The 14858-nt window shown below is 34.9% G+C and carries 18 protein-coding genes; 2 read left to right on the top strand and 16 right to left on the bottom strand.

The genetic code is table 11. The features are described from left to right. The first annotated feature begins 228 nt into the window (after positions 1-228). The gene (locus tag JF76_RS06805; RefSeq protein ID WP_045928378.1) at positions 229-2151 is read left to right on the top strand and encodes an ABC-F family ATP-binding cassette domain-containing protein; all 1923 of its coding nucleotides are present in this window, start codon (positions 229-231) and stop codon (positions 2149-2151) included. Positions 2152-2450: 299 nt separating this feature from the next. Beyond that, the gene (locus tag JF76_RS06810) at positions 2451-2855 is read left to right on the top strand and encodes a GNAT family N-acetyltransferase (RefSeq protein ID WP_045928379.1); all 405 of its coding nucleotides are present in this window, start codon (positions 2451-2453) and stop codon (positions 2853-2855) included. Between the two features lie 405 nt (positions 2856-3260). Here the strand turns inward: JF76_RS06810 and JF76_RS06815 are convergent, their stop codons facing one another. From JF76_RS06815 to JF76_RS06890, 16 genes are all read right to left on the bottom strand, one after another. Next, positions 3261-4430, bottom strand: coding sequence for an ABC transporter permease (locus tag JF76_RS06815; protein ID WP_045928380.1), 1170 nt, complete (start codon positions 4428-4430; stop codon positions 3261-3263). Continuing rightward, positions 4430-5599, bottom strand: a complete 1170-nt coding sequence (locus tag JF76_RS06820) for a hypothetical protein (protein ID WP_045928381.1) — start codon at positions 5597-5599, stop codon at positions 4430-4432. Before JF76_RS06820 ends, JF76_RS06815 begins: the two co-directional genes overlap by 1 nt. After that, a complete protein-coding gene (locus JF76_RS06825; RefSeq protein WP_244267931.1) occupies positions 5596-6219 on the bottom strand; it encodes an ABC transporter ATP-binding protein in 624 nt (207 codons plus the stop codon). The genes JF76_RS06820 and JF76_RS06825 overlap by 4 nt, the downstream gene beginning before the upstream one ends. 613 nt (positions 6220-6832) lie before the next feature. Continuing rightward, positions 6833-7882 carry a tRNA (adenosine(37)-N6)-threonylcarbamoyltransferase complex transferase subunit TsaD gene (tsaD, locus tag JF76_RS06830; RefSeq protein WP_045928966.1) on the bottom strand — a complete coding sequence of 350 codons (1050 nt, stop codon included), beginning with the start codon at positions 7880-7882 and terminating at the stop codon, positions 6833-6835. Between the two features lie 16 nt (positions 7883-7898). Beyond that, complete coding sequence (rimI, locus tag JF76_RS06835; protein ID WP_167594938.1) at positions 7899-8450, bottom strand: ribosomal protein S18-alanine N-acetyltransferase; 552 nt, start codon at positions 8448-8450, stop codon at positions 7899-7901. Continuing rightward, positions 8434-9180, bottom strand: a complete 747-nt coding sequence (gene tsaB / locus JF76_RS06840; RefSeq protein WP_045928383.1) for a tRNA (adenosine(37)-N6)-threonylcarbamoyltransferase complex dimerization subunit type 1 TsaB — start codon at positions 9178-9180, stop codon at positions 8434-8436. Before tsaB ends, rimI begins: the two co-directional genes overlap by 17 nt. A gap of 27 nt (positions 9181-9207) precedes the next feature. Next, a complete protein-coding gene (locus JF76_RS06845; protein ID WP_045928384.1) occupies positions 9208-9726 on the bottom strand; it encodes a folate family ECF transporter S component in 519 nt (172 codons plus the stop codon). Positions 9727-9781: 55 nt separating this feature from the next. Continuing rightward, positions 9782-10519: an acyl-[acyl-carrier-protein] thioesterase gene (locus tag JF76_RS06850; RefSeq protein ID WP_045928385.1), complete on the bottom strand. Its 738-nt coding sequence runs from the start codon at positions 10517-10519 to the stop codon at positions 9782-9784. An 8-nt stretch (positions 10520-10527) separates the two neighbouring features. Then, positions 10528-11382: a 16S rRNA (cytidine(1402)-2'-O)-methyltransferase gene (rsmI, locus tag JF76_RS06855; RefSeq protein ID WP_045928386.1), complete on the bottom strand. Its 855-nt coding sequence runs from the start codon at positions 11380-11382 to the stop codon at positions 10528-10530. Positions 11383-11394: 12 nt separating this feature from the next. Then, the gene (yabA, locus tag JF76_RS06860) at positions 11395-11730 is read right to left on the bottom strand and encodes a DNA replication initiation control protein YabA (RefSeq protein ID WP_034980509.1); all 336 of its coding nucleotides are present in this window, start codon (positions 11728-11730) and stop codon (positions 11395-11397) included. Positions 11731-11739: 9 nt separating this feature from the next. Further along, the gene (locus JF76_RS06865) at positions 11740-12600 is read right to left on the bottom strand and encodes a DNA polymerase III subunit (protein WP_045928387.1); all 861 of its coding nucleotides are present in this window, start codon (positions 12598-12600) and stop codon (positions 11740-11742) included. Further along, positions 12600-12923: a cyclic-di-AMP receptor gene (locus JF76_RS06870; RefSeq protein WP_045928388.1), complete on the bottom strand. Its 324-nt coding sequence runs from the start codon at positions 12921-12923 to the stop codon at positions 12600-12602. Before JF76_RS06870 ends, JF76_RS06865 begins: the two co-directional genes overlap by 1 nt. Before the next feature lie 5 nt (positions 12924-12928). After that, on the bottom strand, positions 12929-13576 hold the full coding sequence (gene tmk / locus JF76_RS06875; protein WP_045928389.1) for a dTMP kinase: 648 nt from the start codon (positions 13574-13576) through the stop codon (positions 12929-12931). A 102-nt stretch (positions 13577-13678) separates the two neighbouring features. Continuing rightward, complete coding sequence (locus JF76_RS06880) at positions 13679-13909, bottom strand: YaaL family protein (protein WP_045928390.1); 231 nt, start codon at positions 13907-13909, stop codon at positions 13679-13681. Continuing rightward, the gene (gene recR / locus JF76_RS06885; RefSeq protein WP_034980309.1) at positions 13909-14508 is read right to left on the bottom strand and encodes a recombination mediator RecR; all 600 of its coding nucleotides are present in this window, start codon (positions 14506-14508) and stop codon (positions 13909-13911) included. Before recR ends, JF76_RS06880 begins: the two co-directional genes overlap by 1 nt. Beyond that, positions 14509-14838, bottom strand: a complete 330-nt coding sequence (locus tag JF76_RS06890) for a YbaB/EbfC family nucleoid-associated protein (RefSeq protein WP_045928391.1) — start codon at positions 14836-14838, stop codon at positions 14509-14511. Between the last annotated feature and the right edge of the window lie 20 nt (positions 14839-14858).

Genomic DNA, 14858 nt, shown 5'->3' on the forward strand with positions numbered 1-14858 from the left:
TCAGCAATTACTACTATTTTATCTATAAATTTGCGCCATTTGCAAACATTTTTTTCACAATCTATCAAATTTTAGCATAATAGTAACAGGTTTGATAATAGAAATTTAATTTTTTACTCTTTTAATTAAAAAATGCTTCTTTTTTACATTTATTTCCTATATTTATCAATCAAACTCTCCCACAAGAATTTTGCTACGTATGCTAAAATGGTTTCTAGGTGAAAAATTATGATAATTGCTCAAGGGCACGATTTAAAAAAACAATTCGGTGCCAACACATTATTTAAAAATGTCAATTTTTCAATTGACTCAAATGCAAGAATAGGTCTCATTGGACCCAATGGTGTCGGTAAAACGACATTGCTTAAGATTATGACCGGCGAAGAAGAAGCCACACATGGCGACTTTACCATCAATAAAAATATAGATGTCGGCTATATTGCTCAAGAAAATGATTTAAATGAAAATAAAACTATTTGGGATGAAATGTTGTCTGTTTTTACCCCTTTAATTAATATGGGTAAAAAAATAAGTGAATTACAAGAAGAAATGTCTGCAAATCCACAAAAAAATGACCTGCTAAAACAATATGACCAATTGCAATACAGCTTCGAACAACAGGGAGGGTACACCTACCAGGCCGATATCAAGAGTGTTTTAAATGGCTTTAATTTTCCTGAAGCAACTTGGACTAAAAAGGTTGGCAGCCTTTCCGGTGGAGAAAAAACACGGCTTTCTTTTGTCAAGTTATTATTACGCAAACCCCCGTTATTATTACTTGATGAACCTACCAACTATCTTGATTTAGACACATTAGACTGGCTTGAAAATTACCTTAAAAACTATTCTGGTGCCATTTTGGTAGTTTCTCATGACCAATATTTTTTGGATAATTTAGCAACGCAGATTTTTGAATTACAATTTGGCAAATTAACTGTGTTTAAGGGAAATTATTCTGCCTACGTTGCTGAGCGGCAATTGCGTGACCGCCAACAAGAAGAAGCATACGAAAAGCAGCAAGAAAAAATCAAAAAAGACGAAGAATTTATTCAAAAAAATATCGTCAGAGCTAAAACTACCAAGAGAGCACAAAGTCGGCGCAAGCAATTGGAGAAAATGGATAGGATTACTCCCCCAAAGCACAAAAATAAAGTGCGCATAAATTTCCAAAGCGAAAGGCCTTCAGGTAAAGAAGTATTAATTTTGCGTGATTTAACAATTGGCTACCCCACAAAAACAATGGTTCACGATATTTCTCTGCAAATAAATAAGGGCGATCGCGTGGCCGTTATTGGTCAAAATGGTATTGGTAAATCAACTTTACTTAAAACCGTGATGAAGGAGTTAAAGCCGAAAAAAGGTTCAATTAAATATGGAGCATCCCTTGATATCGGCTATTATGATCAGGAACTTCAGGGACTTGATCCAACTAAAACGGTAATCGATACAGTTTGGGACCGGCACAAAACAATGTCTGAAAAAGATGTGAGGTCGATTTTAGCCAGTTTTTTGTTTACGGCAAAAGATATTGATAAAACTGTCGGGCAACTTTCAGGTGGTCAAAAGGCCAGATTAACATTAACTGTTTTGTCACTAGAACATAATAACTTTCTGCTGATGGACGAACCTACTAACCACTTGGATCTTGAAGCCAAGGAGGTTTTAGAACAGGCACTACAGAGCTATGATGGTACTTTACTTTTCGTTTCCCACGACCGCTATTTCATCAATCAGTTAGCAAATAAAATTGTAGAAATTAAAAACGGTATTGCTCAAGTATATGAGGGTGATTATAGCTATTATTTAGATGAAAAGAATATGCAAGACTCAGCCTCAAAAAATGAATCATCCGAGAATAGAGAAATAGTAGAACCTGAGCAAAATAAAAATAAATTGTCCTATCAGGAGCAAAAGTTGCGCGATTCACAAAAGCGTAAATTGCAAAGAGAAGTTGAAAATACCGAAAATAAAATTGAAAAGCTGGAAAAAGAACAAAAAGATATTCAATCTCAAATGGCTGATCCTGAAATTGCCACTAATTTTGACAAATTAGGTCCTTTGCAAGAACAGCTTAGCGCTGTACAAAAACAACTGGACGATGCAAATGATGCTTGGGAAAAAGCACTGACTGAACTGGATAGCTTTGACTAAAATAATATATTAAGTAAGCACAATAAAAATAGGAATAAATTAGCTTTCTTATCTGATGTTTCTATATTCTAACTTGCAGAAAATAGCTCGCTAACTATTAATAAAATTTTCTTTTTATTTATAAATACGTAATAATTATCAGACGCAAAAAAAGATCGTTATACTGTTGCTTTTAAAATTGTAGTTGTTTAAACTTAAAGATAGTAATTTTACTGGCTTTATAAAAAATAAATTGAGAGGTACACATGGAAAAATTACGCACTGCTCTTTAATTATTAATTAATTAAGGAGGAATAAAAATGAAATATATAGCTGACAAAAATATCGCTATGGAACAACTTATAAATTTATACACAAGCGTAGGTTGGAGTTCCTATACGCAAAATCCTCGGCAACTGCAAAAGGCAGTTGTAAATTCGCTTTTTGCTATTGGCGCTTATGATCAAAACCAGTTAGTTGGATTAATCAGAGTAGTTGGTGATGGTCTGACCATCATTTATATCCAAGATTTACTTGTTAATCCTGCTTATCAAAGACAAGGAATTGGTACGAAATTAATAAACAGCGTGCTAAAGAAATATAATTCTGTAAGACAGAAAATTTTGTTGACAGAAAATACCGTTAAAACGCGCAGGTTTTATGAGAGTTGTAATTTTAATCCGTGTGACAAATACAACTTGATTGCTTTCTACAAAGATTTTTAAGAGATAATAAGGAGTCTGGGAAAAAAATATCTTTTCCTAGACTCCTTTGCTCAATATTTTATCTTTTAGTTTTAAGAAGAACTCACACCAATCTAGTTGACTTTATCATGGTAGGTACCTTATTACCTGATTAGAATAGATAACACTGTAACATAAAATTTACACAGCAAGTTAAGATATTATTGAATATTAAATCTGTATATATTTATTTAATCAAAATGGGAAACTCTTTTGAAATGAGTTTCCCATTTTGTAATAACGAGTATGTTATTGCTTGTTATATATTTTTACACTTAGCTTTAAAAGACTTTTGAGTAAACATAATTTAAATAAACAAATGAACTATCTAAAGTCATGATAACACTAAATTAGAAGTAAAAATATTAATTTAAGAAATATAAAATTTTATTCTTTATATTTTATATGACTGGACAGTAAAATCATAATAGTAATTATTAAAATTGAACAGCACAGCGTTAAAAGCCCTGTCGTATAGTTCAACTGCACATTTTGATAATTCATTCCTAAATTGCCTGATACTATGTCAACTGCGTTCAGGTAACTCATTGGCAACCAGGCGGAAATCTTACGCAACGGCTCAACTATCATAGTTGCAATGTTGAGCCCTGGGACAAGTAGAATAGCGAAAAGTAATGCTGGTAATTTATCACGAAAAATTCGGGCAAGGAACTGAACTAAGACAACATCGAAGATCAAGGTAAGTACCTGCAATACAATTACTTTAATAATAAAGCTGCCAGTAGTTACACATTTAATAAGGGGACCACTAACTGTATATTGAACTACAATATAAGGGAAGGATAAACTACCAGTACCAGAAATAAGTGAAGCTACAATAAATAATACTAAGTTAATCCCTAAAAAACTACCAAGAGTCAGGACTATTCCTGCTATGGTATTCGAAATCATTAAATTATTTTTTTCAAGCGGTAATAACTGCCCCGTATCTAACTTTTGATGGTAAGAATCAGTTAAAAGCAAAGTTAATAAAAACAGAGCAACAAGAGTAAATACGTAAGGCAAATATTGCTGATTTAATTGCAGTAAGAATTGCCAGCCTGTTACTGGCATATCCTGACTTTCATAAGGCAAGGGCTCATGGCGTAAGTAGTTAAAGAATTGCAGTTTTTTCTCTACGTTTGTCCTTGAATTAAGGCCTGTTGAATCTTGGCCATTTGATGTAATAGTTTGTTCTTGCTTTTTTTGTTGCCACATAATCGTGTAGGCTTTGTGCCAGTTGCCTTTATTTGCCGCTTTTTGAACTTGTTTATCTTGCTTAACTGCATCTTGGTTTTGCTTAATAGCAGCTTTAGTATCATGGTAAACTTCAGTTTTTGATTTTTGTTTATCATGTTTAAGTAATCTTTGCTGCTGGTTAATTTCTTTTTGGCGGTAAGCAATCTCTGATTTAGCCCCCGCCTGCAAGGAAAATTGGGGATTAGTACGAATATTCATGAATAAGACAATACCCATCAATAAGAGCAAAATTGCTAAGCAAACTGGGGTTAGCTTATTCTTAAATACTTTTTTAAGCTGAAAAGCCAAATAGGACATTATGCCAATCTCCCATTTCTATGTGCAATAGTTGTAATGCGATCAATTAAAAGTACCAGCAAGAATAATAATATAGAACTTAGTATTAAGGTAAACACACCATTTGAAAAGTTAATCGCGGAGTTATCCATTGCATAGGCTGTTTGGTTTGATACAACATTTAAAACTCCTAAATAAGTACCAGGAAGCCACTGCGCAATCTTCTCCAACGGAATAATAAAAATTGTAATAAAATGACCTCCTAATAAAAGCAATAGCGAAACTAACAGAGTCGGTAACTGGTTATGAAAGATTTTAGCAGCCAGCTGCACAAACAAAACCATAAATATGAAATTTAAGAGCTGCAGTATAGCTGCTTGGGGCAACAATTTGGCGGTCGGAATAATTCCTGGCACCAAGTGGTCGTTAACCAGATGGTGAATGATGTAAGGATAGTCACTGCGACCAGTACCAAAAATGCTCGCTGCTCCACCGAAAACTAATAAGTTTAGTAATAGAAAAATAAAGCTGACAACTAATAGCCCAACAATATTATTAGTCAGGGTACTTTGCAAGCGATTAATTGGCAAGACAGTCGAAATGTTAAGACCATTTTTATAAGAACCAGTAAATAAATAAGTCAAAACAAAAATCATTACTAAACTAAATAAGACGGGCAAATAGTTTTCATTCAAATCTAATAGAAACTGAATCCCGGTGACTGCGCTATCGCTTTCATATGGCATAGGGTGAGCTATGAGATATTTTAAACGCAGTATTACACTTTTATGTCCATCTTTTTCATCCGAACTTAGATCAGTCAATTTGCCTTTTTGATCCCTTTTTAATTTGGTCTCATAAACTCGCTTCCAGTGATTGTGATTAATATTATCAACAAAGGCTTGATCTTTTTTTAATTCCTTTTCAGTTTGTTTAATATCTTTTTCAGTGGCCTTGTATGATTTTCCTTGCGGTGAATATCGTTTGAGTGCTTGACGATCGGCTTGTAAGGCTTCCTTTTTCATGGCAATCTGACCTTGAGCATCTCCCTTTAAAGAACCTGTACCACTGAGCTGCGTAGACTTCATGTATAATAAGCCAAAAGAAATTAATGATAAAATAACCACTGAAATAATTGATAGATTGTGTTTAGTAACTTTTTTAAGTTGCAATGAAAAATATGAGCTCATTGTTTTACCTCGTGCATCTTTTGCTTGTGTAAAACAAGCCGGTGTAAGTTATTCACTTTAATCTCGCTGCTATAGTGAGACGTTAGAATAATACATTTATTACGCTGAGTCACCTCATTATTTAGTCGTTCATAAAGAATTGCGCGACTTTCTTCATCAAGACCGTTAGTGATCTCATCCATCAAGTAATATTCGGCGCCACTAACTAAGTACATGGCCACAATCAATTTCTGTTTCATTCCAAGCGAATACTTTTTAATCGGGACTTTGACATACTCACGTACACCCAGCAAATCAAGTTCTTGATCAAGGTCGACATTAGAATGCCATTGTCTTTTCACGAATTTTAAGTAATCAAGGCTAGTTAAATTGACGTTCAACCATTCATTGCTTTCAAAGAAAAAAAGCTTACGCTTATTTTTGGCATATGGTTTTCCGTCTAATAAGACTTTACCAGAAGAAACTGGAATAAGATCCGTAACAGCACGCAAGAAACTTGTTTTACCAGAACCGTTTTCTGCAGCAATTTGATAAAATTGACCGGGTGCAAATTGATAAGAAAAATCATGCAGGATTGGCTGCCTGGTTTTGAGTGATAGGTTTTGGACTGTTAACATCATTGTCTCCTTTTTGAGTGGTGAATTAAGTTGAAATGATAGAATACTATATCAGGATATCATTTAATTATATCAATTTCATTGTTTTTTGATTAGTAGTTTAAACATTTCCTCTATTTATTTGTAGGAACTTGGTTATATTTGAGTTTTATTAATAGTTCATCTTTATAAAATTCATAATCAAAATGATTATCAAATTTTGTATTTCTTGAACTTATTTTTTTGATTTCCTATTTTACCTGTTTGACTTTATTATAATCTGGTAGGAAAACTAAATTAAAAAATGTCATATATGATTTTTGAAATGACTAAATTAACTAAACAAGATAAAATTCAAATCTTTTTCAGAGTTTTGATAATAGGCTTCATTAATTAGTTGATTAAATTCTGCTTCTTTTCAATCAAAGGACTGATCACGCTCATTCAGTCATTGATATATAAATTTAATGTTTAAAATAGTTAATCTTAAAACGTATAATGACAAAAAAGGTCTAGGAAAAGCTAGCCCTCTTGACTTAATAAAACTAAAGCCGACAAACCACTTTTTTAGTGATTCGCCGGCTCTTTTAGTAAGATCACAGATCTACTTTTTTCACAGACTCTTTTATTATTTATTTTATTGCAGCATTTCTGAAGCGTAAGGTAATTCTAAAGATGGATCAGCATCTAAAGTAAGATCAGTAAATTTTCCTTCTTGGTACAAGTTATAGGCTGCAGCACCGATCATTGCAGCATTATCTCCACACAACTTTAACTCTGGCAAAATTACTTTCGGTTGTAAATTCCGAGGCAGGTTTGCTATTTCATGATTCATTCTTTCACGTAAACCGTGGTTAGCTGCAACTCCTCCACCCATAATAAAAGTTTTTGGAGCATACTGTTTAATTGCTCTAATAGTTTTAGTAGCCAAAACATCTATTACTGCAGCTTGGAAACTAGCAGCTAAATCATATTTATTCAGGTCTTGATGAATTTGTTCAGCATGATGATAGGTATTAATAAAAGCACTCTTTAAACCAGAAAAAGAAAAATCATAATCATCTTCTTTAATCATTGCCCGCGGAAAATCAAAGGTATCCTTTCCCTTCTGAGCCCATTCATCAATAGTTTTACCAGCGGGGTAATTAACACCGAGTACTCTTCCAATCTTGTCATAAGCTTCTCCAGCTGCGTCATCCCTAGTATCGCCAACTATTTCAAAGTGGGTTGAATCTTTTAACAATACAATCTCTGTATGACCTCCAGAAACTTGCAAAGCAAGAGCCGGATAAGAGATTTCTTCCTTTAACTGAGCTGCCATAATGTGACCCATGATATGATCAACGCCAATTAAAGGAATACCTGTTGCCATTGAAGCAGCTTTTGCCGCACTAACACCAATTAAAAGGGCACCTACCAAACCAGGTCCATAGGTTACCGCAATTGCATCAATATCTTTCCAAGCTACGTGTGCTTCTTTCAATGCTTGATTGGTTATTTGAGTAATAACTTCAATATGATGACGACTAGCAACCTCAGGAACAACACCCCCAAAACGTTGATGGCTCTTAATTTGAGTTGCTACTATCAAACTTTCCACTTCTCTGCCATTTTTGACAACAGAAGTCGAAGTCTCATCACACGAACTTTCAAAAGCCAAAATACGGATGTCTTTTTTGTTTACCAATTTATTTTCCTTTCTTTTAGTCACTTGTCAATTCAAGCACCATGTTAAAAGCATCTTGATGCGAACTCTGGTAATAATTAGGCCACACAAAACTTACTGTAAAACCTAACTTGCAATACAAATTTTGAGCAGTCAAGTTATCAACTCTTACTTCTAGACTAAGTTCTTTACAGTTTTTATTTTTAGCAATTTCAATCACTTTTTTGATTAAATAAGTACCTATACCCTTTTTTTGCCAGGCCGAATCAACCATCAGATTAGTAATATGTGCACTACTAACGTCAAAATGCACACCAATTAAGCCAATGACACACTGAGTTTGCAATACAACTAAATACAGTGAATCATTTCTACTTATTTCAGTATGAAAAGCCATTGAATTCCACGGTTGTTTACCCTGATAAAGACTTTGCTCCAATAACAATATTGCAGAAATATCTTTAACTTGGGCTTGCCTGATACTCAGACTAGATTGATTCACAATGATTTTTTCTGGGACAAACTTAATAAACTTTTTTCCTTTTGCTAAAAGCCAAAAAGACCCAAAATGCTTAAACTTCTTCCACATAATTGCTATCTGGTTTATAGGCTTCCCCTGTCTTTTTATGCCAGTCAATTTCAGCTTGCGTGCGACGCAAATAATTCGGCAATAATTGATCAGGGTCATCAGGTTTAGCATTCAGAGCCAGCTTACCTATTAAACCAGCATGAACAACATTCTGTTTTTCCGTGGCAAAACTGAAGGGAATATTTGTCTTTCTTATAGCCTCTTCCTGCTTTTCAAAGCCAGTCCCAACATAAATAACATTTTCCAGATTGTTATCTGCACAATATTCTTCTACTGCGCTTAAAAGTGTGTCAATATGATAGTGCCCATCAGGTATTACACATTCAGGGCCCCAATCATTTTCCTTATTTATATAAGCACCAGCAAAATAGTTATCATTACGGGCATCAATTCCAGCCACTATTAAAGTGCCTTCTTCTGCACAACTTGCAGCCAGTGCTTGTAAAGTAGAAATGCCTACTACATCTTTATGTAATATGCTGGCAAACATTTTTACCGTAGTTACACCAATCCGTAATCCAGTATATGAACCCGGTCCTATCGCAACAGCAAAACGATCAATTTCAGCTAATTTCAGATTATGTTCTTTTAAAATTTGGTCAATTAAAGGATCTAAATGTGAACTATGATTGCGGGCATCATATTCATTTTTTTCCGCAATAATTTTACTGTCCTCATTTAAAGCCACACTAAGATTGTTTGTGGCAGTCGACATACTTAAAATTTTCATTCTAAAATTTTTATACTCTTTTCAAAATTACCTTTTGATTTTAACGCGTGAAATGGCGTTCAAAACAAAGTAACTAATAATCATCTCTAACCACGGCGTAATCGCTTCTTTAGGTATTCGTTGAATAAGGACAACGCGAAAGTCCATCCCGTATAAAAGGTGCACCCATAAAGTATTTAACCCAATATTAACGAAAACAGTTACCAGTAGAGTCGCAAGAATTATCCGCCAGACTTTGACTGGTTTTTGGTAAAACACTAAACCATAGATAAAGGGGCCAATCATGGCACTTAAAGTAAAGCCGAGGAAAAAGCCCCCTTGATTGCCAAATAGAGCTGATGAAACTAAGTCACTAATTCCACCGCCTACACTACCCCAGACTGGACCAAAAAGGTAACCCAGCATCACACTGCCTATAAATCCCAGGCTAACATGCACAATAGTTGTTCCAACTGTAAAACGACTAAGAATAATTTTCATTGCCACGATAATTCCTAAAAGGACAAGATCACGCAATTCGACCTTAAGCATCTCTTTAATAGTCATTTGCAGCACTTTCTTTCTTCAATTAATTTGTGTAAGAACACAAAAAACAATTATATTATAATTTGCGCCAAGTTAGTTCACAAACAGCTTTGTCATTTTTGTCTTCATCTGCAATTGTATGATAAGATTTAATACCTGTTTCGTTTTTAATTACGCTCACGCGCGAATATGGGGTTTCACCATAGCGCACTTCAAGGTTAAATTTAATATCAATAGTCTTGACAATATGATTTTTCAAAAAATCGCGATCCAATGTATCAATAAACCAGTTAAAATAGTGGCCATTGGTCATGTGATGGTTTGTATCTAAATCATCATAACGAACCCGATATTGTTTCTCTTTTTGATATTTATCCTGAACTCTTAATCTAGGAAAACGAGGTAATTTTTTTAGAAGTGGAACGCCTATTTCAGCCATCATTTCTTTGTCTGTGGAAACCAGCTTACGAGTTTTTAAATCAAATAGCACCCATTCACTCTTAACAGTTATTAGTTCATTTCCGCTTTGATCTGTAAAAGCATAATTTCTATATTCTAAAAAACGGTTATAGCCGAATGGTTCGGTTGTGATGGTAATTTCTTCATTTGGTCTGGGCAGACGCGCCACTTCAATATGATATTGTGTTACAACCCAGCCTAATCCTCTTTTAGTTAACGCACTTGTACTGCCATTGCCTGAGTCTAATTGATGCTCTGAAACGCTCATCATTAAATCAATCATTGCAGGCAATTTCAAATTTTTATTTTCATCACACTCATAATAATTTACTATATGCTTTTCACTATACTTCATACTTTCACCTACTTTTGATGATAACGTTCATATAACTCATTTTTTGAAACATTATTTTCTTGAGCTACTGTCTTAATCGCCGATTTTTTACTTTCTCCTGTGTCAACCAACCGATTCACCGCTTTAATTAATTCGGCCCACGACAATTGCGTTTCTTGAGCGGCATTAGGAGAGATTAAAACAACGAATTCACCTCTAGGAGCATTTTGTTCAAAATAATCTGTAACCTCACTGATTGTACCACGAATAAATTCTTCATGAATTTTTGTAAGCTCTCTGGCAACAACAATTTTTCGTTCAGAATCCAGTATTGCGGACATATTATTGAGAGTTTTTATTAATCTGTGTGGTGCTTCATAAAAAATAGAGGTAGCTCGTGCTTCTTTCATTTGTTCAAAAAAAGGCTGTTGTTCACTTTTTTTGCGTGGTAAAAAGCCATAATAGGTAAAGGGTTGGGCGTCAAAGCCAGAGGCAATTAGGGCGGTAGCAAATGCAGAAGCACCGGGCAGAGGAACTACGGGAATATTATTTTTGATACATTCTTGCACCAAAATGTATCCCGGATCTGAAATGACAGGCATCCCCGCATCGCTAATTTCAGCGATAACCGCACCATCCTTCATTAGCTTAATTAATTCCGGTGCCCTTTCTTTTGAATTATATTTGTGAAAGGAAAGCATATGATTATGAACCCCAATTTTTTCAAGCAGGATGCCACTTGTTCTAGTATCCTCAGCAGCAATATAATCAGCTTCCTGTAAAATTCTTTTTGCTCTAAGGGTAATGTCTTCAAGGTTACCAATAGGAGTTGGCACTAAATAAAGTTTGCCGCTGTCTTGACCATAACTACTTTGCCTTTGCATTTAATCAATCCTTTAATGTTTTTTCTTTTTCTCGCCAAAATTATCAAGAATATCCAAACAAAACATGCAGTCAGTATTAGGATCACGGTGAGAGCCATAGTACATATTGCAAATATGGTAACCTGAGCTGTAAATTTGCCGTAAAGATTCAAGACCACTCTGAGTTTTAACGGTGCTATTGTGGGCATTATTCATTTTGTCCATTTTTTCACGCAGCAATTGATTCTCTACTTTTAATTCCGTATTTTCTTTCAACGTTTCCAAAATACTATTTTCTAAACTTTCGATTGTTTTGGTCATGCTAACCATTGAATCGTGAAGTTGTTCCAACTTTGAATAAGAATCCACCATGAACACCTACCGCTTCCATTGTAAAGCAAGAAAGTCGAGTAAATTGCGAAAACCAACATTGCTGTATTGCATTTTGTCAATTTCAAGCAAATACTTTAGCATCCTTGCCCCGTTTTTTTGATTATTGCTGTTTAATTCTGCTTGAGCCCATTTTTTAAGTAAAAAGAGAACGTAATTTTGCTCACTTTTGCTTTTTGCCATTTCTGCTAACTGATGTGCACTCACAAGTGAAAGTGAGTTATGTTCAAGCATTTCTTGGTAAAAATATTTGCTTCCTTTATCTAATTCAGCTGTATCTTCCAGTGAGTCAACTTCACTCGGACTAAAACCATTTGCCAGTAATTCTTCACTCTTGTCATGTTTTTTTTGTTTGAGCGTAAAATTAATAATTTGAGTGCGTGAACGAATCGTTGGCAGAATTTGATCAGTATTATTTGTGATTAAAATAGTAACAACAGGAGCAATAGGTTCTTCTAATAAATTAAGTAAAGCATTAGCTGCAGGCAAAGTTAACTTCTGGGCTTCATTAATAAAAAAGAAGCGCACACTGCTTTGAACCGGACTTTTAGCTAGTTCTTCCTTCAAAACACGAACTTGATCAATTCCCAAATTTTGCTTGCCTTCAGGCTCTATCATTAGTACATCAGGGTGGTTGCCGGAAATAATTTGCCTGCAATTCTGACACGTACCATCCGGTTTTTCAGTGCCACTACAATTAAAAAGGCAAGCTAGCCAATAGGCAGTATTTAATGCCTGAACTTCATTGGCATCAACAAATAAGTAGCTATGGGCCAATTTGTTTTGCTCAAAAGCTTGACGCAAAAGTTCAGACTGTTTCTTGCCTCTTTCTCTAATATCGACGGACATCAGAATTGCTTGAATTCATCAACAGGCAAAACAAAACACGTAGCTCCCCCAACTGTAATTTTTACTGGCTGGCTACTCATTTCAAAACCTGTCATCACCAAATTAGGATTCATATATTCTTCACGAGATTTGGACTCTTCCTTAATGATGCGCAAAACCTGCTTAACATGTTTATCATCTATTCCGATAAGAAAAGTAGTATTACCTTCACTTAAAAATCCTCCGGTCGTAGCAAGCTTAGTCGCACGAATGCTTTCCTTGACAAAGGTACGCTGCAGCCTATTAGCATCTTCTTTTTGAACAATTGCAACTATTAACTTCATTTTAATCAGTCCTTTAATAAATCTGCTGGTAATTGGTTTGCAATTATTTTAACACAATCTTCTACTACTAAATTAAAGGGTTTATTTGCATCAACTACCTTTATTCTTTCAGGATGAGCCTTAATTACTTTTTGATAACCCTGGTAAACTTTTTGATGAAAATTTAATTTTTCCTGTTCCAAACGATCTTCTTGACCGGCTCTTTCTTTAGCAATTCTGGTTAATCCAACTTGCGGTTTAACATCTAAAAAAATAGTTAGATCGGGTTCAATTTTACTTGTAGCAAAATCATTAATCTGTTTTACTGCAGCAATACTTAATTCTCGTCCTGCACCTTGATAGGCCAATGAACTATCAACAAAACGATCTGAAAAAACTATTTTCCCTGCTTTAAGTGCTGGTATGACTGTTTCAAACATATGCTGACTGCGAGAAGCTGCATAAAGCAAAGCTTCAGTTTTGGCAGACATTTCTTCATTAACTGGGTCTAAAATTAATTGGCGGATTTTCTCAGCAATTTTTGATCCCCCTGGCTCCCGAGTCACTAGATATTGTGTCTTAAGTCTAGGAGCAATTTCTGCCACAACTTGCTTTAAAACTGTACTTTTTCCAGATCCATCCGGTCCTTCAAAACTGATAAAATAACTCTTCATAAAACTCTCCATGTTTCTATTTTACAAGAGTTCTCTTTATATGAACACCCCAACGTACTTTTAATTTTTTATCAAAATAAAAAGCCCTTTTGGAAAAGGACTTTACTCTGAAATTGCATTGGTAAAACCACTAAATCTTGTATGACGATGTCGTGCTTCATCATATAAAAATGAATACTTGGCTCTTAAAATTTTACCTGTTACTACATTATCTTCAGACATATCAAGCGTTGTCGGATCAAGATTTTTTTGAACAGCAATCTGTTCCTGTAAGTTTTCAATAGTGGTCATGAGCCACTCATCACCCATATTTTTAATTTTGTTACGTGCCATTAGATTGAAGTTCTCCCTTGTACTGCTCGTTTCAAAGTAATTGAATTAGCGTATTCAATATCACTCCCAACGGCCAAACCTGCAGCTAGCCTGGTTACTTTAATACCGGACGGCTTGATCAGCTTACTGATATACATAGCCGTTGATTCTCCTTCTGGAGTTGAATTTAATGCCAAAATAACCTCTTTTACGCGATCCTGCTTTTGCAGACGAACTATTAATGACTTAATATTAATTTCTTCTGGGCCAATACCATCCATTGGGGACAAAACTCCGTGCAAAACATGATATAACCCGCTATATTCACCCATATCTTCAAAAGCCATCACATCTTTTGGCTGCTCAACTACCATAATGGTCGATTGATCACGTTCAGGATTACTGCATATAGTACACGGATCCTTTTCTGTAATGTTGCCACAAATAGAGCAACGATGAAGTTTTTCTTTCACCTCGGCCAACGCAGTACTAAAACTATGAACATCTTCATCCGGCATATCTAAAGTATAAAATGCAAGCCTTGTAGCTGTTTTTTCACCAATACCAGGTAATTTCATGTAAGAATCAATTAAATGCGCAATTGGTGCTGGATACTGCAATTAAATCATGCCCTTCGTATACTTGCCTAAACTTTGCTGGGTAGCTTGGTCTATTTCTGCTAATCCTTTATTAACCGCATCAATAATCAAATCTTGCAACATGTCAGGATCGTCAGGGTCAATCGTATCTTTATCAATAGTAATATTTTTCAATTTGCGATCTCCGCTAAAAGTAGCTACAACCAAGTCATCTGCTGACTTGCCTACAAATTCCTGTGCAGTAATATTTTGTTGTTCTTGAGCCATCTGCTCCTGCAATTTCTTAGCCTGCTTCATCATTTGTTGCATATTCATGCCGCCCATAGCCCCAAAATTAGGTCTTTTACTCATATTAATTTCTCCTTTAAATT

It is taken from the genome of Lactobacillus kullabergensis, from assembly GCF_000967195.1.
GTDB lineage: Bacteria > Bacillota > Bacilli > Lactobacillales > Lactobacillaceae > Lactobacillus > Lactobacillus kullabergensis.